The 19,893-nt window shown below is 69.0% G+C and carries 17 protein-coding genes; 9 read left to right on the forward strand and 8 right to left on the reverse strand.

Going from position 1 to position 19,893, the window contains the following annotated elements; genetic code table 11:
• Positions 1–147: 147 nt before the first annotated feature.
• On the forward strand, positions 148–3,144 hold the full coding sequence (locus ABH926_RS38515; protein WP_370370917.1) for a hypothetical protein: 2,997 nt from the start codon (positions 148–150) through the stop codon (positions 3,142–3,144).
• 130 nt (positions 3,145–3,274) lie between these two features.
• Positions 3,275–4,492, forward strand: a complete 1,218-nt coding sequence (locus ABH926_RS38520; protein WP_370370918.1) for an ROK family protein — start codon at positions 3,275–3,277, stop codon at positions 4,490–4,492.
• Positions 4,493–4,609: 117 nt separating this feature from the next.
• Here the strand turns inward: ABH926_RS38520 and ABH926_RS38525 are convergent, their stop codons facing one another.
• Positions 4,610–5,029: a nuclear transport factor 2 family protein gene (locus ABH926_RS38525; protein WP_370370919.1), complete on the reverse strand. Its 420-nt coding sequence runs from the start codon at positions 5,027–5,029 to the stop codon at positions 4,610–4,612.
• Between the two features lie 200 nt (positions 5,030–5,229).
• Here ABH926_RS38525 and ABH926_RS38530 point away from each other — a divergent pair, with 200 nt between their 5' ends.
• The gene (locus ABH926_RS38530) at positions 5,230–6,261 is read left to right on the forward strand and encodes an LLM class flavin-dependent oxidoreductase (RefSeq protein WP_370370920.1); all 1,032 of its coding nucleotides are present in this window, start codon (positions 5,230–5,232) and stop codon (positions 6,259–6,261) included.
• A 3-nt stretch (positions 6,262–6,264) separates the two neighbouring features.
• On the forward strand, positions 6,265–6,957 hold the full coding sequence (locus ABH926_RS38535) for an NADPH-dependent F420 reductase (protein WP_370370921.1): 693 nt from the start codon (positions 6,265–6,267) through the stop codon (positions 6,955–6,957).
• Between the two features lie 79 nt (positions 6,958–7,036).
• On the opposite strand, the gene ABH926_RS38540 is transcribed toward ABH926_RS38535, so the two are convergent.
• A complete protein-coding gene (locus tag ABH926_RS38540) occupies positions 7,037–7,381 on the reverse strand; it encodes a GNAT family N-acetyltransferase (RefSeq protein ID WP_370370922.1) in 345 nt (114 codons plus the stop codon).
• Positions 7,382–7,386: 5 nt separating this feature from the next.
• Positions 7,387–8,067 carry an SDR family NAD(P)-dependent oxidoreductase gene (locus ABH926_RS38545; protein WP_370370923.1) on the reverse strand — a complete coding sequence of 227 codons (681 nt, stop codon included), beginning with the start codon at positions 8,065–8,067 and terminating at the stop codon, positions 7,387–7,389.
• A gap of 285 nt (positions 8,068–8,352) precedes the next feature.
• On the opposite strand from ABH926_RS38545, the gene ABH926_RS38550 reads away from it, so the two are divergent.
• From ABH926_RS38550 to ABH926_RS38565, 4 genes are all read left to right on the forward strand, one after another.
• Positions 8,353–10,923 (forward strand): LuxR C-terminal-related transcriptional regulator, encoded by a 2,571-nt coding sequence (locus tag ABH926_RS38550; RefSeq protein WP_370370924.1) that lies wholly within the window; start codon positions 8,353–8,355, stop codon positions 10,921–10,923.
• Positions 10,924–10,982: 59 nt separating this feature from the next.
• The gene (locus tag ABH926_RS38555; RefSeq protein WP_370370925.1) at positions 10,983–11,195 is read left to right on the forward strand and encodes a hypothetical protein; all 213 of its coding nucleotides are present in this window, start codon (positions 10,983–10,985) and stop codon (positions 11,193–11,195) included.
• Between the two features lie 239 nt (positions 11,196–11,434).
• Entirely contained in the window at positions 11,435–12,529 is a 1,095-nt protein-coding gene (locus ABH926_RS38560) for an MBL fold metallo-hydrolase (protein WP_370370926.1), read from the forward strand.
• A gap of 10 nt (positions 12,530–12,539) precedes the next feature.
• Positions 12,540–12,953, forward strand: coding sequence for a hypothetical protein (locus ABH926_RS38565; RefSeq protein WP_370370927.1), 414 nt, complete (start codon positions 12,540–12,542; stop codon positions 12,951–12,953).
• Here the strand turns inward: ABH926_RS38565 and ABH926_RS38570 are convergent.
• On the reverse strand, positions 12,907–13,296 hold the full coding sequence (locus ABH926_RS38570) for a MarR family winged helix-turn-helix transcriptional regulator (RefSeq protein ID WP_370370928.1): 390 nt from the start codon (positions 13,294–13,296) through the stop codon (positions 12,907–12,909). The genes ABH926_RS38565 and ABH926_RS38570 overlap by 47 nt on opposite strands.
• A 410-nt stretch (positions 13,297–13,706) precedes the next feature.
• Entirely contained in the window at positions 13,707–14,546 is an 840-nt protein-coding gene (locus ABH926_RS38575) for a PIG-L family deacetylase (RefSeq protein WP_370370929.1), read from the reverse strand.
• Positions 14,547–14,716: 170 nt separating this feature from the next.
• Between ABH926_RS38575 and speB the strand changes: the two genes are divergently transcribed.
• Positions 14,717–15,691 (forward strand): agmatinase, encoded by a 975-nt coding sequence (gene speB / locus ABH926_RS38580; RefSeq protein WP_370370930.1) that lies wholly within the window; start codon positions 14,717–14,719, stop codon positions 15,689–15,691.
• 10 nt (positions 15,692–15,701) lie between these two features.
• Here speB and ABH926_RS38585 read toward each other — a convergent pair whose 3' ends face one another.
• The 3 genes from ABH926_RS38585 to ABH926_RS38595 are packed head-to-tail and all read right to left on the reverse strand — an operon-like array spanning position 15,702 to position 19,851.
• Positions 15,702–16,952: a hypothetical protein gene (locus ABH926_RS38585; protein WP_370370931.1), complete on the reverse strand. Its 1,251-nt coding sequence runs from the start codon at positions 16,950–16,952 to the stop codon at positions 15,702–15,704.
• Positions 16,949–18,550, reverse strand: coding sequence for a phosphotransferase (locus ABH926_RS38590; RefSeq protein WP_370370932.1), 1,602 nt, complete (start codon positions 18,548–18,550; stop codon positions 16,949–16,951). The genes ABH926_RS38585 and ABH926_RS38590 overlap by 4 nt, the downstream gene beginning before the upstream one ends.
• Positions 18,551–18,564: 14 nt before the next feature.
• Positions 18,565–19,851 carry a lysine N(6)-hydroxylase/L-ornithine N(5)-oxygenase family protein gene (locus tag ABH926_RS38595; protein WP_370370933.1) on the reverse strand — a complete coding sequence of 429 codons (1,287 nt, stop codon included), beginning with the start codon at positions 19,849–19,851 and terminating at the stop codon, positions 18,565–18,567.
• Positions 19,852–19,893 lie beyond the last annotated feature (42 nt).

The following is a 19,893-nucleotide window of genomic DNA, read 5'->3' on the forward strand; positions in this document are numbered from 1 at the left end:
CCTTGATCTGTGCGCTTCAGGGTTCGAGCAAGGTTCAATGCTCATTGACATGGTAACGACTCTTAACTAGATTCTGCGCCACGTGAGATCCAAGCTCCCGGTTTCCCACTGCCTCTTCTGGATCAGCCCCACGAAAGGGAACCGCCCATGCCACGGTTCAGACGCAAGACCACGGTCACCTCCGGCCTCGTCGTAGGCGCACTCGTCGCGGCCGGAGCCGGCACACTGCACAGCGCCTCGGCCGCCGGTTCCGCCACGGCGATCACTGTCGCCGCGACCTCCTCCGCGAGCTTCAACCCGTACCAGGGGCTCGGCACGACGATCGACTCCTTCGACGCCGTCCAAGGCATGACCCACAACCTGGCCAACGGCGACACCGACCCCTCGGGAGGCTCGCCCGGTACCCGCCCGAAGCCCGGCTTCGACGCCGACCTGTTCACCACCGCGCAGGCCATGAGCCCCGGCAATATGGCCCATCTCGCCACCAGCGGACTGCGCCCGCTGTCCTATCGGCTCGTCACCGAACTGCGCGAAGAGGCCTGGCACTGGGGCAACGGCGGAACCTTCAGTGAGGGGACCAAGGGCTACTGGGACAGCAGCGGCACCGCGACCTCCGCACCCGTTACCGAGTCCTACGGCTACGACATCGCCCACGGTGGAACGTCGCTGCCCGGCGGGGAGAACGCTTACATCTCGCGGCTGGACGACGGAAACGCGAGCTCGTTCTGGAAGAGCAACCCCTACCTCGACCAGAAGTACACCGGGCAGAGCAACGCCCTGCACCCGACCTGGGCCGTCGTCGATCTCGGCAAGTCCACCACGATCAACACCGTGAAGATCGCGTGGGCTGATCCGTACGCGGTGTCGTACCAGGTCCAGACCTGGGTGCCGGACTCGGGCGCGACGAGCCCGTTCGACGACCCCGACAAGGGCGTCTGGAAGACGGCCTCCGGCGGCTCGGTCACCCACGGGACCGGCGGCACGGCCACCCTGTCCATCGGCTCCACAAAGGCCGAGTTCGCACGAGTCCTGATGCAGGCCTCGTCCGGTACCTGTGCCAACGGCGACAGCAGCGACGCCCGCAACTGCCTGGGCTTCGCGATCAAGGAACTGTACGTCGGCAAGACCAGCGGCGGTACCTTCACCGACGCGGTCAAGCACGGCGATGAGACGGTGCAGTCCGCGACCTATACCTCCTCCAACGACCCGGTCGAGGACGCCTCCTCGGTCCGCCAGTTCGACCAGCCCGGCATCGACACCGTCTTCGACAGCGGCGCAGCCCAGAACCTGCCGGTGATGGTCCCGGTCCCGGTGCTGTACAGCACGCCGGAGAACGCGGTAGACCTGATCAAGTACCTCGAAGCCAAGGGCCGCAGGATCGCCTCGGTCGAGATCGGCGAGGAAGCCGACGGGCAGTACACGACCCCTGAGGACTACGCCGCCCTGTGGTCCCAGTGGGCCACCGCGATCCACGCCTTCGACCCCGCGCTGGTCCTCGGCGGGCCCGCGTTGCAGGACTCCACGGCGGCCGCCTGGAACGACACGGACAAGACGGCCACCGACTGGGGCACACGCTTCATAGCCGCGCTGCGCGCCGACGGACACCTGGGTGACCTGAAGTTCTACTCCTTCGAGCAGTACCCGGTCTTCAACGTCAAGAACTCAACCGACGCCTACAATCTGCTGCTCAACGAACCCAGCCGCTCAGCCGGCGTGCTCGCGCAACTCAAGGCGACGATCCCGGCGGACATCCCGCTGATGGTGACCGAGCAGTCGTCCTACGGCGACGACGTCCAAGACGGCCTGTGGCAGGCCGACTTCCTGGGATCCATGTTCACCGGCGGCCTGGCCGCCGACTACAACTACCAGGCCCTGCCACAGCACCTGTTCAGCGGGATGGCGTCCAACCTGTTCACCGCGGACTCGAACGGCCAGTGGACGGGCAACACCTCCACCTACTTCGCCAGTTCCATCCTGGGCAATACCTGGCTCCAGCCGGTCGACGCCGCCCAGCAGCTCTATCCGGTCACCGTGCCCTCGACTCCGGCCTCGACCGGACAGCAACTGCTGACCGCCTATGCCGTACACCGTCCGGACGGCACCTGGGCCCTGATGGTCATCAACAAGAGCAAAACGGCAACCTACAAGTTCCCGGTGAGCATCAGCGGCGGCAACGGCTTCAGCGGCGCTGTCGACTCCTACTCCTGGGGCCCGAAGCAGTACGCCTGGAGCCAGAGCGGCAACAACGGCTCCGCGTCCCCGGACAACGGCCCCGCGCACACGACCATCTCCTCGGCCGGCAAAGCCACGTCTTATACGTTCCTGCCCTTCTCGATGACCGTCCTTCGGGGCACCGTGGCCGGAAGCATCCCCGGCAACGACTTCTCCATCATCGCGAGCCCGACTTCGGCCTCCGTCGTCGCCGGCGCATCGACGACCACGACCGTCGCCACCACGACCACCTCGGGCTCGGCGCAGGCCGTCACGCTGAGCACTTCGGGCCTGCCCACAGGCGCCGCCGCGACATTCAACCCGGCCTCCGTCACGTCCGGCGGCTCCGCGGCAGCGACGATCACCACGGCTGCGGCCACCCCGGCCGGAACCTATCCGGTCACCGTCACAGGCACCGGGACTTCGGGCACCCACACGGCCACCTTCACCCTGATCGTCACGGGCCGGGGCGGCGGAACCGGCGGCAGCGTGGTGAACGGAGACTTCGAGACCGGCGACCTCACCGGATGGACCCGCTCCGGCACGACCTCGGTCATCACCGGCACCGTGCACTCCGGCGGCCACGCGGCGCTGGTCGGGTCGTACAAGAAGGAGACCAACGGCGACTCCTCCATCGCCCAGACCTTCACCGCCGCACCAGGCACCAGCACCTTGTCGTTCTGGTACCGCAGCGACTGCCAGGACGGCGACGCCGGCTACGGCTGGTCCACAGCGACCCTCGTCGACACGACCACCGGCGCCGGCACCACCGCCCTGCCGCACACCTGCCCGGCCGACACCGACTGGCACCAGATCACCTCGCCGATCACCGCGGGCGACACCTACACGCTCACCCTCACCAGCCACGACGACGGCGACTCAGGCTCGGCCGACCCGACCAGCACTACCTACGACGACGTCACTGTGACCTGATCCGCAAGACCCCGGTAGTCGCGAAGCCCCGGTTCGGATGTTCTGAGCCGGGGATTCGCCCCTTCCCTGCGGGTCTTCCGGGGCTACGACGAACGGAAGCCGGTAAGCGCTCATCACTATGATGCATCCCATGACCAGCACGAACGCCACCCTCGGCACACTGCGTGAACTCAACGCCCGCAGTGTCCTCGGTGCGCTCGTGGACAACGGCCGGTTGTCGCGGGCCGAGGTGGCCCGCCGGCTGGGAATGGCCAAACCCACTGCCAACCGCGCCATCGAGGCGCTGGCCGCCGCCGGACTCGTTCGCGAATCCTCGCCTCCCGAGAGCGGCCCGCACTACGGCGCGATCTACTACGAACCAGCGCTCGAGGTCGGCCACGTCCTGGGCATCGACGTCGGAGCCCAATTCGTCCGCGGCGCGCTGGGCGACCTCGGCGGGGCCGTCCTCGCCCGCTATGACCATCCGCGCGGCGGTGACGACATCCCGTCCCTGCTCACCGCAGTCAGCGCAGTCCGGAATCACCTGCTCGCCCCCATGGATGCGGGCGCGGATGGAATCGTCGGAACCATCGTCGCCATGGCGGGGGTCGTCGACCCGGCAGCGGGCCGACTGCGTCTGAGCAGCGAACCGAGCCTCGAAGGACAGCCGGTCGTCGAAGATCTGGCGACCGTCCTGCCCGGACCGCTGGAGGTCGACAACGACGTCAACCTCGCGGCACTCGGCGAACTGGCCCGCGGCGCCGGGCAGAACGAGGGCGACTTCGCCTTCCTCTCGATCGGCACCGGCGTCGGCTCCGGGCTGGTCCTGGACGGCCGGCTGCGGCGCGGCGCGCGCGGGGCCGCCGGCGAGGTGGACTACCCGGGACACCGGCCGTTCGCGGCCCACAGCCCCGCCGCCGACGCCCTGCGACAACTGGTCGAAGACCGTTACGGCGCCGCCGCGAAGAACCGCGCGGGATCCCGGGATGAGGCAGTGCCCGAGAGCCCGACGCAACTCTTCGAAGCAGCCAGGGCCGGATGGCCGCTGGCTGTGCGGGTCGTCCGGGAGGAAGCGCAGCGGATCGCGGGCACGATCGCCATGATCGCGCTGGTCGTCGACGTGCCCCTGGTGGTGCTCGGCGGCGGCATCGGCCTCAACGGCGGCATCATGCTCGACCCGATCCGCGACCGGTTGACCGAGCTCGTCCCGTATCCGCCCCGCGTCGAGATCTCCAGGCTCGGCGACGCGGCCACGCTGGTCGGCGCCATCACCGTCGCGGCACGCGAGGCCTGGCCGCGGACCATCACGGCACGCTTGGCGGCCACGTCGCCCTCATCGTCGAACACCTCCGCGCAGGGCCCGGTGTAGAACTGTCGTTGAATGACAGGAGGCTGCCAGGGGGCCCGGCTGCTTCCACGGCTCCACAAGTCGGGCTCAAAGTGGCCCCCTCATGGAGATCGCCTGGGACCGGGGAACGATGGCGGATCAGCCGAAGGACACACCTTCGAGGGCCTGGCCAAAGGTGAGCGGGTTCCAGTACTCGCGGTAGCCTGTGATCCTCCCGGCTCGGACGGTCACGAACGTGGCGTAGGCCATGTCGTACTTGTTGCCGTTCGGGATCACGTGGCCTTTGACGCTCCACTCGGCCACGACGGTCTCAGGCTTGTCGGTCGCGTAGACCGTGACGGAATCGATCTCGTGGATATCGATGATCGTCGGGTAGTACCGCAGGTACTCGAAGATCGCCTGGCGGCCCTGGAGTGTCGACGGCAGCCCTTCGGGCGAGAACGGGAACTCGACCAGGACGTCCTCGGCGCACAGGTCTGCCCAGGCCCTCATGTCCTTGGCGAGGAATGCCTCCTGACTCTGCTTGAAGACTTCGGCGGGTGTCGCGGCGGCGTTCATGATGTGCTCCGTTCGTTGTCAGCGTTCATCGCGGGCTTCGCCAGGCTCGCAACGCAGCCGGTGACCGGCCGTCACCCGAAGTCGGTGATCCTCGCCCCCGAGCCGAATGTCACCACCTTCAGGTGATGGGGATTCACCTGGACAGGCTCGATTCTGGTGCGTGAACACTGCGAACAGAGCCATCACAACGGGAGCCTGACATGCCTGATCTGGTCTTCGGTCTGGACACCTTCGGCGATGTGCCGGAAGACGACACCGGGTCCCCGGTGTCCGACGCCCGGGCCATCCGGCAGGTCGTGGACGAGGCGGTGCTGGCCGAACAGACCGGCGTCGACGTCGTGGCCCTGGGCGAGCATCACCGGCCCGAGTTCGCCATTTCCAGTCCGGAGACGGTCCTGGCGGGCATTGCCACCCGGACCGAGCGGATCCGTTTGTCCTCGGGGGTGACCGTACTCAGCTCCGACGACCCGGTCCGGGTCTTCCAGCGGTTCTCGACCGTGGACGCGCTGTCCGATGGCCGCGCCGAGGTCATCCTCGGACGGGGGTCCTTCACCGAGTCGTTCCCGCTGTTCGGCTACGACCTCAGGGACTACGACGTGCTCTTCGAGGAGAAGCTCGAACTGTTCGCCAAGCTCTTGGAGGAGAAGCCGGTCACGTGGAGCGGCACAAAGCGTGCGGCACTGGACAGCGCCGACGTCTTTCCCAAGACGGAGTCCGGCCACCTGAGTACGTGGGTCGGCGTCGGCGGTACACCGCAGTCGGTGGTGCGGACCGCGAAGTACGGGCTCCCCCTGATGATCGCGATCATCGGCGGGTCGCCGGCGCGCTTCGCTCCGTACGTCGACCTCTACCGGCGCGCTGCCGAGCAGTTCGAGACCACCGCATATCCGGTCGGCATGCATTCCCCGGGGTTCATCGCCGACACTGACGAGCAGGCCAGGGAGGTGCACTGGCCGCACTACAAGGTGATCCGCGACCGCATCGGCGCGCTTCGCGGCTGGCCGCCGGTCCGCAAGAACGAATACGAGGCAGAGATCGAGCACGGATCTCTCTACGTCGGCTCGCCGGAGACGGTCGCCCGGAAGATGGCCGCCGCCATCAAGGCGCTGGACGTCGGCCGCTTCGACCTCATCTACACCAACGGCGCACAGCCGATCAGCGCCCGGCTGCGCACCGTGGAGCTGTTCGGCTCCAAGGTCATCCCGATGGTCCACGACATGCTGGCGGGCTGATCCTTGCCCCCATCAGACATCGAAGACGCCTCGTCGGCCCCGGCTCAGACGATCGGGATCCTGGGCGCCGGGAAGGTCGGCACGGTGCTGCCCCGGCTGGCGCTGGCCGCGGGTTACCGCGTGCTCATCGCCGGCTCCGGGGACCCCGCCAAGATCGCCCTGACCGTCGAGATCCTCACCCCCGGCGCCGCCGCGGTCACCGCCGGGACGGCTGCCGCGGAGGCGGACATCGTCATCCTGGCCCTGCCCCTGGGCAAGTACCAGGACATCCCCGCCGAGCTGCTGCGCGGCAAGCTGGTCATCGACGCGATGAACTACTGGTGGGAAGTCGACGGCATCCGCCCCGAGCTCACCGATCCGCTCGTCTCCTCCAGCCAGCTGGTGCAGGCGTACTTCGGCCAGGCCCGTGTGGTCAAGGCCTTCAACCACATGGGCTACCACGATCTGGACGAGGGAGCCCGGCCCGCCGGCGCCCCGGGACGCCGGGCCATTGCCATCGCCGGTGACGACCAGCAGGACCTGAACGCCGTCGCCCACCTGGTCGACGGCTTCGGGTTCGACCCGGTCATCGCCGGAACGCTGGCCGACGGAGTACGCCTCGGACCGGGCACCGAGGCGTTCGGCGCGAACGTCAGCGCTGCGGAGCTGAAAGCGATGCTGGCGCGCTTCGCGGCTCCCACTCCCCCGCGTATGTGATCCCGGAGACGATCGCAGCAACAAAGTCCGCAGTGTCCGTAGCCACTGACTACGAGCACTACGGAATTCGGCGGCTCGATCAGCCCGCCGTGTCCGTCTTCTTCGCTTCCGCGGTCAGCGCGGTTGCCGCATCCCAGTCGACGTTCGCCGGCGCGTCCGGATGCTTGCGCAGCCATCCCGCGACGACCGGGCACACCGGGACGATGGTCAGGTCCCGGGCGGTCGCGTCCTCGACGACGTGCCGGGCCAGGGCCGACGCCAGGCCTCTGCCCCGGTGGCGCTCGTCGATCTCGGTGTGGATGAACACGATCCGCGCATGGTTGCGGTGGTACGTGGTGTAGCCGGCGAGCTGGCCGTCGACGAGGATCTCGAACCGGTTCGCGTCGCTGTTGTTGACCACATGGGTCGCTGCTGTCTCACCCATGACCGCTAGAACCCGTAAGCCGGCAGGATTGCTCCCGACACCGGGGCGCCCGCGTCGGTGACCAGGTGCACCAGCTGGTCGGCGATCGCGTCCGGCGCCGTCGCGTGCGCCAGCACATCCGCCGGCAGGAACGAGCGGTTCAGCGGGGTGTCGATCAGCTGCGGCGCCACCGCGTTCACCCGGATCCCCGAACCGCGCAGTTCGTGGTTCAGCACCACGACCAGGTGGTTCAGCGCCGCCTTGCTCAGGCTGTACGCCGCCACCCCGGCTTCGGCCTCGGCGCCCCAGCGCGAGGACACGAACGCGATCGACCCGCCGCCGGCGGCCTGCATGTGCGGCACCGCGGCCTGCGCCAGCCACAGGGCCGGTCCCAGGTTCACGTCCATCATCAGGCGCAGCTGCTCCGGCGTCGCGGACAGGGCGTCGCCCATGCCGTAGGTGCCGATCGTGTTCACCAGCACCGACGGCGTCCCCAGCTCGGACACCGCCGTCTCCACGATGCGCCGCGCCGCCTCCGGGTCGGTGGCGTCTCCCGGGATCCGCACCACCTCGGACGGCAGCGTCTCCAGACCGTCCTTTCTCCGGTCCGCCCCGGCCACCCGGTACCCCGCCGCGACCAGCTTCTCCACGACCGACTGCCCCAGGGGCCCGCCGGCGCCGACGACCAACGCGACACGCTCAGCCATTTCCGTCACCCTGTCTCTCGCGACGTCCTGCGACGTCTGCCGGATGCTTCATCGTGCTTCGGGACCAGGCTCCCCGCCAGCCAGGTGACCGCACGTCATCCGAACCTGGTGATTGTGGGGCCGCGTTGACACCGGGTGCGCGCAATGGTCGAGTGGAAAGTGTCGGTAACGCCAGCTGCCCCTGCGCACTCATCCCCCCATGACGAGCCGGGAGGCCCGGGGCGTCCGCCCCTCATCACCCGCCAGGGGCCGCTCGCGGCCCTGGAGCGGGCTTCGACCAGCAAGGTGACGATCATTACGGCGCCGGCCGGCAGCGGGAAGTCGTCGCTGCTGCGGTCCTGGGCCGACCGGCAGGAGCCGGGGCACAGGCTGGCGATGGTGCAGGTCCAGCAAGAGCCGGACGCGCAGTTGTTCTGGCTGGCGGTGCTGAACGCGGTGCACGGTCTGGCCCAGGACCTCGACCTCCGGACAACGGAGGAAATGCCGCCGGTGGCGTCGCCGGACTTCAGCGGCGAGGCGGTCGTCGACCGCGTCCTGCACCAGCTGTCCGACCTGCCCGGCCGGGTCAGCCTGCTGATCGACGACGTCCACGAACTGACATCGCCCGAGGTCCTGACCCAGCTGACCCGGATGCTGACGCGGCTGCCGGACAACGTCCACGTGATCCTGGCCGCCCGCCGGGATCTGCCGTTGCGGCTGCACCGGCTGCGGCTGGACGGCCAGCTGGCCGAGCTGCGCGCCGCCGAACTCCGGTTCACCGAGGACGAGACCCGGACGCTGCTCAAAGCCTCCGGGATCGCCCTGTCCGACGCCGCGACGGCCCGGTTGCACGAGCGCACCGAAGGCTGGGCTGCCGGCCTCCGGCTGGCAGTCCTGTCGTTGTCGGGCCACCCGGACCCGGAGCGGTTCGTCGCCGAGTTCAGCGGCAGCGACCGGACCGTGGCCGAGTACCTGGTCGCCGAGATGCTCGACCGCCAGCCGCAGGACGTCCAGGACATGTTGCTGCGCACCTCGATCCTGACCCGGGTGAGCGGCGATCTGGCCGACGTGCTCACCGGCCGGCCCGGCTCTGAGCGGATCCTGCTCGATCTCGAGGACGCCAACGCCTTCGTGGTCTCCCTGGACACCGAGCGCACCTGGTTCCGCTATCACCGCCTGTTCGCCGACCTGCTGCACCTGGAGCTGCGCCGTATCCATCCCGACGAGGTTCGCGGGCTGCACCGCCGGGCCGCCGCCTGGTTCACCGACGCGGGGATGACCGTCGAGGCCGTCCGGCACACCCAGGCGGCCGGCGACTGGCCCGCGGCGGCGACGCTGTTCGCCGACCACGCCTTCGGCATGATGCTCGACGGCCAGCAGGAGACGATGCAGTCGCTGCTGGAGGCCTTCCCTCCCCCGTCCACGGCCGATCTGCCGGAGCTCAGCGCGGTCCGCGCGATGCTCGACCTGTGGCGCGGCCGTCTCGACGACGCCGCCGCGCACCTGGCGGCCACCACGTCCTGCATCACCGAGGCGCCGCCGAAGCGGCCGGCGAAGGCCGACGCCACGGTGAGCGCCCTCAGCTTGGAGCTGGCGCGGCGCCGCGGCGACCTCGCCGAGGTGCTGCGGCACGCCGAACTGCTCAACGCCCCGCCCGCGCCCCCCGCCTCCGCCGAAGAGGTCGCGCTGGGCGCCGACCTGCGGGTCCTGGCCCTGATGAACCTCGGCATCGTCGAGGCCTGGTCCCTCGGGCTCGCCGACGGCGCCAGGCACCTGGCCGAGGCCGTGGAGCTGGCGCAGTTCATCGGCCGTCCGTACCTGGAAGTGGCCGGCCTGGCCCAGCTCGGGTTCGCCACCAAGCTGCGCAGCTTCACCGAAGCGCGCCGGATCTGCGAGCAGGCGATCGCGCTCGCCGAGCAGCACGGCTGGGACACCGCGCCGATCCTCGCCCCGGCTCTGGTCGCGCTGGCGTGCACGCAGGTGTTCAACGGCGAGTTCGGCCGCTGCGAGGACACGCTGGCCCAGGCCGACGAGGCGCTGCGCGCCGATGCGGGCGCCGACATCGGGGTGCTGCACAGGTTGACCAAAGGACTGCTGCATCTCGCCCGGGGCCGCCTGTCCGAAGCCGAAGCGGAGTTCGCCGCCGGCTACGAACTGCAGACACGCATGTCCCACCCGCACGCGCTCGGCGGCTACGTGGCCGCCTGGCTGGCCGCGACCCGGGCGCGCCTCGGAACGGTCGACGAGGCGCGAGCCTTCCTCGCCGGCCTCGACGCCACGCTGGCCGGCTCCGGCGAGGTGTCCAACGCCCGGGCCGTGATCGCGCTGGCCACCGGCGATCCGGCCGCCGCACTGGAGGCGACCGCGGCCGTCACAGAGGGAACCGTCCCGGTCGCGCACGCCACCACGATCGTCGAGGCCGATGTGCTGGCCGGGCTCGCCTACCAGGCGCTGGGCGCCCCCGACCGGGCCCGGCAGTCCGTCGAGCGCGCGCTGGCGGCGGCCGAACCCGAGCGCCTGATCCTGCCGTTCGTCATGGCCGACGCCGGTGAGCTGCTGCGAACGGTTCCCCGGCAGCGTTCGGCCTACGGCGTGCTGCTGACCGACGTCCTCGACGTGATCAACGGTTCGGCGCGGGTCACGACGGCGGCGAGCGCGGGGCCGGTCCCGGATCTGAGCGCGACCGAGCTGCGGGTTCTGCGGTACCTGCCGACCAACCTGTCCCGGCCGCAGATCGCCGGCGAGCTATCCGTGTCGGTCAACACCGTGTCGACGCACGTCCGCAGGATCTACGCCAAGCTGCAGGCCACCGACCGATCCTCGGCCGTGCGACGCGCTCGGGAGCTGCACCTGCTGGGCACCGGGCCGTCGCGGTAGGCCGCGTTCACCGTGTTCGGGTGATGAAGGGTCACCGGATGCGGACGAACCATGGACGCATGAGCGCAGAACCGGCCCTGTTCACGATCCGCGTCAACGGTCACCTCGGCGCCACCGCGCTGTCCGCGTTCCCTTCGCTGGTCGCCGAGCGACAGGTTCCAGTCGGGCAGACCGTACTCACCGGGTTTCTGGATCTTTCGGGGCTCTACGGGGTGCTGTCGCAGATGGAGAGGCTGGGGCTGGATCTGATCGAGGTCACCAGGCCCTGCTGAGCGAGCGCTTCGGCGGGCGCACGCATCGAGATACTTGCCGACGCATGCAATTATCGCCCCCGGGATTACGGGAAGCCATCCATCTCATAGCACTGACCGCTGAATCCAGCGGGCAGCGACCTTTCTAACTACTTGCTTGCGCAATCATCTAGACTTACATTGAGGCGGGATGACAGCCCGCCATCCGTCGGGGGGATATCGGTCCCCATAGACACCGGGACTCTTCAAAGGGAACTTCCATGACACCGTCACCAGCTTCTTCGGCCGACCGTCGCAGCTTTCTGATCGGCGCGGCGACCGTCCTGACCGTCCCGGCCGCCGCCGGGCTGCTCGGTACGGTCGGCAGCGGCACCGCCCACGCCGGCACCGACGCCGCACCCGGCCTGCCGGACTTCGCGCCGGTTCCGACCCAGGCGTTCGGGCCCGCGTTGAACGTCGACGGCTATTACGTCGGCCGGATATCCGGCGACCTGTACTGGGTCACCGACGGGTACTACCAGGCGATGTTCCTGTCGACCCCGCGCGGCGTGGTCGTGGTGGACGCGCCACCGACGATCGGCCACAACCTGCTGCGCGCGATCGATGACGTGACCCGCGCGAACGGCCGCCCCGCCAAGGTCACGCACGTGATCTACTCGCACTCCCATGCCGACCACATAGGCGCGGCGGCGCTGCTCGGGGGCCCGGACACGATCCGGATCGCCCACGCGGACACCGCCGCGCTGCTGGCCCGCGACGCGGACCCCCAGCGGCCCGCGCCGACCGTGACGTTCAAGAACCGGTACGAGGTCGAGGTCGGCGGCGAGCACCTGGTGCTGGAGTACCACGGTCCGAACCACGCACCGGGCAACATCTTCATCCACGCGCCCAACCACGACACGCTGATGGTCGTCGACGTCCTCTTCCCGGGCTGGGCGCCGTTCGCCAACCTGGCCTTCTCGTCGGACGTCCCGGACTGGGTCTCCGCGCACAACACGGCGCTGGACTACTCCTGGCAGACACTCGTCGGCGGACACCTGGGACGCCTGGGAACCCGCTCCGACGCTCAGACGCAGCTTCAGTACGTGAACGATCTGAGGTCCAGCGTCCAAGCGGCGATCTCGTCGGTCGACCCGACGGAGTTCTTCGCCAAGTACGGCCCGACCGGCAACGCCTGGGCGATCTTCAAAACCTACCTGTCCGCAGTGGCCGAGACCGCGGCGGCACCGGTGGTCGCCAAGTACACCGGAGTGCTCGCCGCCGCCGACGTCTACACGATCGACAACGCCTACACCATGGTCGAGTCGCTGCGCATCGATGGCGGCGCCTTGGGCCCGTTCGGTATCCGCGCTTAGGGAGCCTTTCGTGACCGCTCGGATACTGAGCACCCTCGGGTACGCGTTCTACTTGTTGTGGGCCGCACTGCACGTGCAAGCCGGCAACGCCGTCGCTCGGCTCGGCCGCTCCCAGCATCACTCGATGGTCCAGGCGAGGCTGTATCAGGATGCATGGACGCTCTACTTCGCCGCCGGCCTGATCGCCGTGTTCTCAGTTCTGGCCGTCTTCCGCGGATGGCAGCCTGCGTACTGGCTCGTCTTCGGCATCGCGTTCGTCACCGATGTCAGCTTCGTCATCTTCGTGCTCGTCCCGCACTACATGGCTCTGTGGCCCGGCCTCCAGGGGCCGCTCGCCTGGGCCGGCGGATTGCTCTTCACCACCGCGGGCCTCATCCTCAGCTGCCGGAGGCCTCAGCGTCGCCGGTCAGCTTGGCCAGAATGAGTTCCAGCGCGAGGCGATCAGTGGCGGTGAGCTTGTCAGTGAACGATGTCGCCACCAGCTCGCGATGGGACTCCACGGCTGACGCCAGGGCTTCTGCGCCAGCCTCGGTGAGCATGATCTCAACACCCCGACGGTCATCGTCGGCAGGTCGGCGCTCCACCAGGCCGGCGGTCGCCATCCGCGCCAGCATCCGGCTCACGCCGCTTTCGCTGAGCAGCATCCGGTCGCGCAGCTCGCGCTGCCGGAGGCCCCTGTCGGGGACGTCGGCGAGATGGATGAGAACGTCGAACCACTCCAGCGGCAGCTTGTGGTCCTTCAGCATCTGATCGGCGAGGCGGTCCACGAGCCGACGGTGCGTCCCAAGGAAGGCCTGCCACAGCGCGGTCTCCTCCAGCAGGCCGGAGACCTTCGCTTCGAGATCGCTGCTACTCGCCATCGGACCTGGCCTCCATCACATTCGCGCACGTTCTTCTTGCGTGCGCAAGAATATCGGGCGGGCGGTGCGTTCCGACCTCGTGCCGCCACCGATTCGACCCGCGTCAGTGGATCCGCTGAGCGCTGCCGCCGGCAGAGACGATCTCGCCGCCAGACGAGGCATCACGCACTCCGTGGTGGTCTGACCCGCTGGAACGCGGGTCAGGAGGGACACGCACCACTGCTGTCGCCCCAGGTCGGCATGCCGCTGACCTGGGGCGACAGGTGCATCTAGGCGTCCAGGCGCAGGACGGCCGCCGGTGCCGGAATTCCGTCAGGTCAGCGCAGTCCGGCGAACAAGTCGTTCTCGGGCACGTCCGCGCCGGTGCCGGTGCCGTCCTGGACCCGGACGAAGGTCTCCACGCCCATCAGCTCCGTGAAGCGCTCCTGGCCCATCTTCAGGAAGAAGATGTTCTCGCCCTGGCTGGCGTGCGCTGCCAGCGCGTCGAACTTCTGGCCTCCGAACTCGGAGACGTCCACCCACGTGGTGATCTCATCGTCGGGAAGCCCGATCTCAGGCACCGTCGCGGCCTCTGCCGGATCCGGCTCGGTCCAGTCCGGGTCGAACTCGCGCATCGTCTCCATGAACTTGGCCATGGCGGACCGCGGCATCGTCGTCCAGTACACCTTCGGCGTCAGGTCGGTCAGCGCCAGGGCCGCCACCGTGACACGGTTCGCCTGAATGTGGTCGGGGTGGCCGTAGAACCCGTTCTCGTCGTAGGTCACGACCACATCGGGTTCGTAGCGCCGCATGAGCTCGGCCAGGCGCGCGGCGCTCTGCTCGACGGGTGTGCGCCAGAAGGATTCGGGCGCGTCGTTGGTCGCCCAGCCCATCATTCCGGAGTCGGCGTAGTCCAACATCTCGAGGTGGGTGATGTTCAGGACGTCGCAGCTGGCTTTGAGTTCCTCACGCCGGAGTGCAGCCACCGCGACCGGGTCGTGGCCGGGCTCGCCCGGCTTCACGCCGCCCGGTCCGTCACCGCAGCCGCCGTCGGTACAGGTGACCAGGACCGTGCGGATGCCCTCGGCCGCGTAGCGCGCCAAGACCCCTCCGGTGCCTGTCGCCTCGTCGTCGGGGTGGGCGTGGACCGCCATCAAGGTCAAGGGTCGATTGTCCATAAAGACATCCTCCGATATGGATTGTGTTCGGTTCGAGTCCGTGGTGCGCCGATGTGATCGCCGTGCGTGGCGTCGATACAAGACACAGCAGCATTGAAAGCACACATTGTTCCTGGGACCGGAGGTCGTAAGCTCCATGCCGAGGCCACGTACACGGGGGTGCAACGACCATGCCGCAACGCCGACTTCCCGACCAGGCGTTCACGAGCCAGACGCTGCGGGGGACCGCGGTCGAGGCGGTGTTCGCCGGTGCCACGAGCATGTTCCGGCGCAGGTATGCCAAATCGATGGAAGGGGCCGATGCCGTCTTCGTCGGAGCGCCGCTGGATTCGGCCAGTTCGGGGCGGCCGGGGTCGCGGTTCGGGCCGCGGGCGATGCGGGCTGCTTCGTCCGCGTTGAGTCATGGGGCGGTGTGGCCGTGGGGGTTTGATCCGTTCGATGTGCTGGCCGCTGTGGACTGGGGCGACATCGCGTTCGACCTCTCGCGGAGCGAGGCGTTCCTGGAGGCTGCTGACCAGGCCTATTCGGGGTTCGGGGAGGCGGTGCCGATCACGCTCGGGGGTGACCATTTCACGTCGTACCCGGCTGTGCGTGCTTTGGCCCGGCGTCATGGGAAGTTGGGGCTCCTGCACTTCGACGCGCATTCGGACACGTGGGTCGATCCGGTGCGGCATCACGGGTCGGTCTTCTTCCACGCCATGCGGGACGGTTTCGTCGATCGGCGGCGGCTGGTGCAGGTCGGGATCCGGACTCACAATCCGGTCTCGCACGGTTCGCTGGTGATGACGGCCCACACGGTGCGGCGAAGTGATCCGGCTCAGCTCGCCGCCGCCATCGCCGGCCGGATCGGGGACGGGCCGGTCTACATCACCTTCGATCTGGACTGTCTGGACCCTTCGGTGGCGCCCGGGACGGGGACTCCGGTGCCGGGTGGTCTGAGCGTGGGCGACGTCAAGGACATCGTGTACGAGTTGGCCGGGCATCGGTTGGACATCGTCGGAATCGACATGGTCGAGATGACGCCGGCGTACGACGTCTCCGACATCACCGCGCTGGCCGGGACGTCGCTGCTGCTGGACCTGGTGTGCCTGCTGGCCGGCCAGCGCGCGGGATCCGGGCGGCCGGATCCCGCTGCGATGGGGTGAGCGTGCGCGCTCAGTCCGCCACGGGCTCGGTCTGGAGCACGTAGGCCGCGGACAGTTCGGCCACGCGGGTGGCGACCTGCTGCTCCTCGGCCACGGCCAGGTACACCAGGCCGGTGGTCGAGGCCGAGTGCAGGCGGGTGCCGATGACGTCGCCGGCCGCGGTGCCCATCGTGACCCGGACGACGTCGGGGAGCCCGGCCAGCTCCTGCGCGCTGGACACGCGCACCACTTTGCCCGGGCGGATCGGCAGGTCGCAGTTCACGATGATGTCCGGACGCGTGCGCCGCACGGGAGCCGGCAGTGCCACGGGGAGCCCGAGCGCGGAGCGCATGTAGGCGTCCCACAGATCGACGCCGAACTGCAGGATGATCGCCTCGACGATGCCGCCGCCCGCCGGGCGGCAGGCGATCTCGCCGGCCACGAAGCCCCCGGCGGTCTTGAACGCCTCGAAGTGGGTGACCCCCTCGGACAGCCCGAGCGCCGCCACCGCCCGCTCATGCAGCGCCCGAAGGATATCAGCGTCCCGATTCTCCTCGGGCAGGATGTACGAGCCGGTGAAGGCGTCCGTGCCGCCGAGCAGGGGCATGAAGTACCGGGACACGGCGACGAACTCCACACGACCGTCGCGGACCACTCCGTCGCAGTGGTACTCCCCTTCCATCTCGACGAACCGCTCGACCAGGAGCGGGCAGTCCCCCTTCGCCAACCCGGCGCAGGACCCCGACGCCAGCAACGCTTCCCACTCGGCCGCCGACCGCGGCGCGAAGGTGTTCATCGAGCCCGTCCCGAGTGCCGGCTTCACCACGACCGGCCAGCCGATCTCCTCGGCGGCGGCCGCGACGCCGGCGAGGCCGACGACGACCCGGTGGTCGGCGACCGGGATGCCGGCCCGCGTAAGTTCCCTCTTCATCACCGCCTTGTTCGAGAACCGGTTCGCGGTCTCGTAGCCGATCCCGGGCAGGCCCAAATACGAACGCAGATACCCGGCGGCCTGCTGGCTGCGCTCCGAGGGGCCCACGACGGCGTCGATCCGGTGAGCGCCGAGGATCCCGAGTGCCGCCCGCTTGACCTCGGTCAGGTCGCCGATGTCCTGGACGAAATGCAGACGCGTGCCGGCCTTGTACTGCTTGGCGTAGGAAGCCTCGGTGAGGACGTCGACCTCGGCGTCGGGCAAGGTGGCCAACAGCCGGTCCAGGGCCTCGGCCTTTCCGGAGTTGATCAGGAGCACCCGCGGCGGCTCACGGTGGGCGATCGTACTCATGCGCGCTCCCCCAGGGCCTGCTGCGCCCGGTCCAGATACCAGAGGACATATATATAGACAGCCAGCCATCCCTGCGGAGTGGCCAAGGCCGATCCGTACTTCAACCACCCGGCCAGGGCGTTCGCCGCGCCCACCCGCAGCCGGGCCATGGCGGCGGCCGGATCGCCGCCGATCGTGGCGGCCATCTCGGCTTCGATCTGCGCCAACACCGGGTCGGGGGTGAGCGGGAGCTTCAGGCCGCGGGCATCGAGCCGGGTGGCGCCCGGTTCGGGGACCTCGGCCCCGAGTGAGTCCGTGGTGCCGTCGGCGACGGCGGCGAGGACCGCGCTCATGGGAAGCAGGCTGTGCAAGAGCGTCGCGTAGTCGTATGCCGGATCTCCGTAGCCGACATCGGGACGGTCAATCCCGTCCCAGATCGTCCGCGGGTCCACAAAGACCGGCGAACCGTCCATCCGGACGAGCATGTTCTTCAGGTGGACGTCACCGTGCACCAGACATCCGCTGTCGGGCAACAGCGTGGGGAGCATCGCGTCCAGCATCCCCGTCGCCGCCGTGTAACCCCGCAACACAGTCCCGTCCGGCAGTTCCGCTTCCAGCGTCAGGAACCGCGCGGCGTCCCAGGCGGGGAAGAACTCCGCGAAGGTGTCGACGAACCCCGGATGCCCAACCACGACGTCGAACCGCTGCCGATAGAGGTACTCGGCCACGGTCGGGCGCTCCGGACGCCGGGTGGCCCGGTACAGGTCGTCCAGCAGCGCCAGGTGCGGGCGCAATGAGGTCGCGGCGTCCGGCCGCAAGGCGGTCATCCCGGCATCGGTGAAGACGGATTCATCGAGGGTTTCGGGATGCGCACGCTCCATCAGCAGGGTCGCCATCCGGGACTCCCGATGCACAGCGAGAACCTCCGGGAACAGCGGCGGCAGACCGGCAGCGGCCATCTTCTCGTTGATCTCGCCGATGAACGCCGCCTCCGGCTCGATCACCGCACGCGGACCGGTCTTGGCGACGAGATCCCGTCCGGCTCGCAGCGCGGCGATGCCCGCGGAATCCGCGCCGTTGCGATCGAAGCCCAGCAGTTCGGGTTCCACGTCGAGACCGGCGGCGTCCGCCCAGGCGCTCAGCCGCTCCCGGGTCAGCAGGTCGATGACGGCACGGGAGTGCGCGACGCTGTCGGTGACGTCCTCGACGATCACGCCGTCGTGGCGGCCGCCGAGCAGCATCGTCCAGCGCAGGAGGTAGCGGTCGTCCAGATCGGCGTGCGGCAAAACCGCCGCCTCGTCGTGCGTCGCCTGCAGGATGCTCGGTGCGAACTCCGGCAGGTGGGCGTGCGCCTCGGCGGGCTCGGTGCTGAGAGCCGCGACGCGCATCCCGAGCCGGACCAACGACCGGTACTCCTCGGACAGGAACGCGACCTGCGCGGTGCAGCCGGACAACTCGCCGTGCCGCGTTCCGACGCCGTGGCCGGGATAGGCGAAGACGACGCCGGTCTCGTCCGGCGCGAACTCCGCACCGGTGCGGGCCAGGATGCCGCGCACCGTCCGGATCTCGTCGGCCTCCGCCCGGCGGACCGTGCCGTGGAGGTCATCGATGGTGGTCAAGGAATCAGCACCCTTCAGTTCCCGGCCGCGACCGGGCAGACGGCGACGCTGCGGATGATCTCGGCGGCGCGGAACGGCATGAGCGACAGCAGGACCTCGCTGAAGCCGTGCGTGGCCTCCGCGAAGCCTTGCAGGTAGATGCGGGGCAGGAAGTCCTGGTCCGCCGCGACGGCATAGTCACGGCCGATGCGATAGCGGTCCGGTGCCTCCATCAGCAGCCGGTCCGCGACCCCGGCCAACGCCGGGATCGGCATCGGGTAGCGGTATCCGGTGGCCAGGATGACCGCGTCTGAGGTGACGCGCAGCGGTGTGCCGTCCTCCACGTTGCGGTAGTCCGCCACCGCGTGGTCTCCGCGGTCCTCGGCGGCCGTCAGCTCCGTGAACCGATGCAGTCGCAGGGCGTCGCGCGCACCGACCTGATCCTCGTAATACTCCCGGTAGATCGTCGGAAGCAGGTCGAAGGAGACCCCGGTGTGCGCGGCGAGTCCGTATTCCGCGAGGACCCCGGTACGGAAGTCCGGGTCCCGGGTGTAGAACCAGTCGGTGGTCTCCGGGAGGAAGAACTCATTGACGAAGTGGGTGTCGTCCTCGGGACGCAGAGCGAAGCCGCGGATGTTGGTGGTGATGGCGGCCTCCGGATAGGCCCGCCGGAGATGCATGAAGACGTCCGCCGCCGTCTGGCCGGCCCCGACGATGTTGAAATGCCGCGGCACGGACGAGGACGCCGCTTCGAGCGCCTCGAGATTCTGCAACGTCTGCGAGGCGTGGAAGACGCGCGGTCCGGCCTGCACGCCCTCGGGCAGCCGGGGCGTTCCGCCCGGGGCGATGCACAGGTTCCGGGTCAGGACGTGGTCGACCTGTCCGGTGTGCACGTCACGGACATCGACGCGCAGCAGCTCGACCCGGTCACCGGGGCCAGGTTCGGCTGACACCGCCAGGACCTCGGTGCCCCAGGAGACGTCCTTGTCGAACTGCTCGGCCGCCCAGGCGTAGTAGCCGTTGAACTCGTTGCGGCTGGGATAGAAAGTCCGAAGGTTGATGAACTTGTCCAGCCGGCGCTTCTCGAAGAGGTAGTTGAGGAACGAGAAGCGGCTGCGCGGGTTGCATTGCGTGATGAGGTCCTTGGTGAAGGAGACCTGCATCTCCGCCGCCCCGAACAACAGGCCGGAATGCCATGAGAACGAGGGCTTGCGGTCGAAGAACACGGTGCGCAGCGCCGGCTCGTTCTCCTGCGCGGCGATCGCGACCGCGAGGTTCGACGGGCCGAACCCGATGCCGACAAGGTCGTATACGTCGTCCATGGATCAGCGTTCTCCCAATCTGAGTGCGGGATCGGTCGCCGG

Source organism: Catenulispora sp. GP43 (assembly GCF_041260665.1).
Lineage (GTDB): Bacteria > Actinomycetota > Actinomycetes > Streptomycetales > Catenulisporaceae > Catenulispora.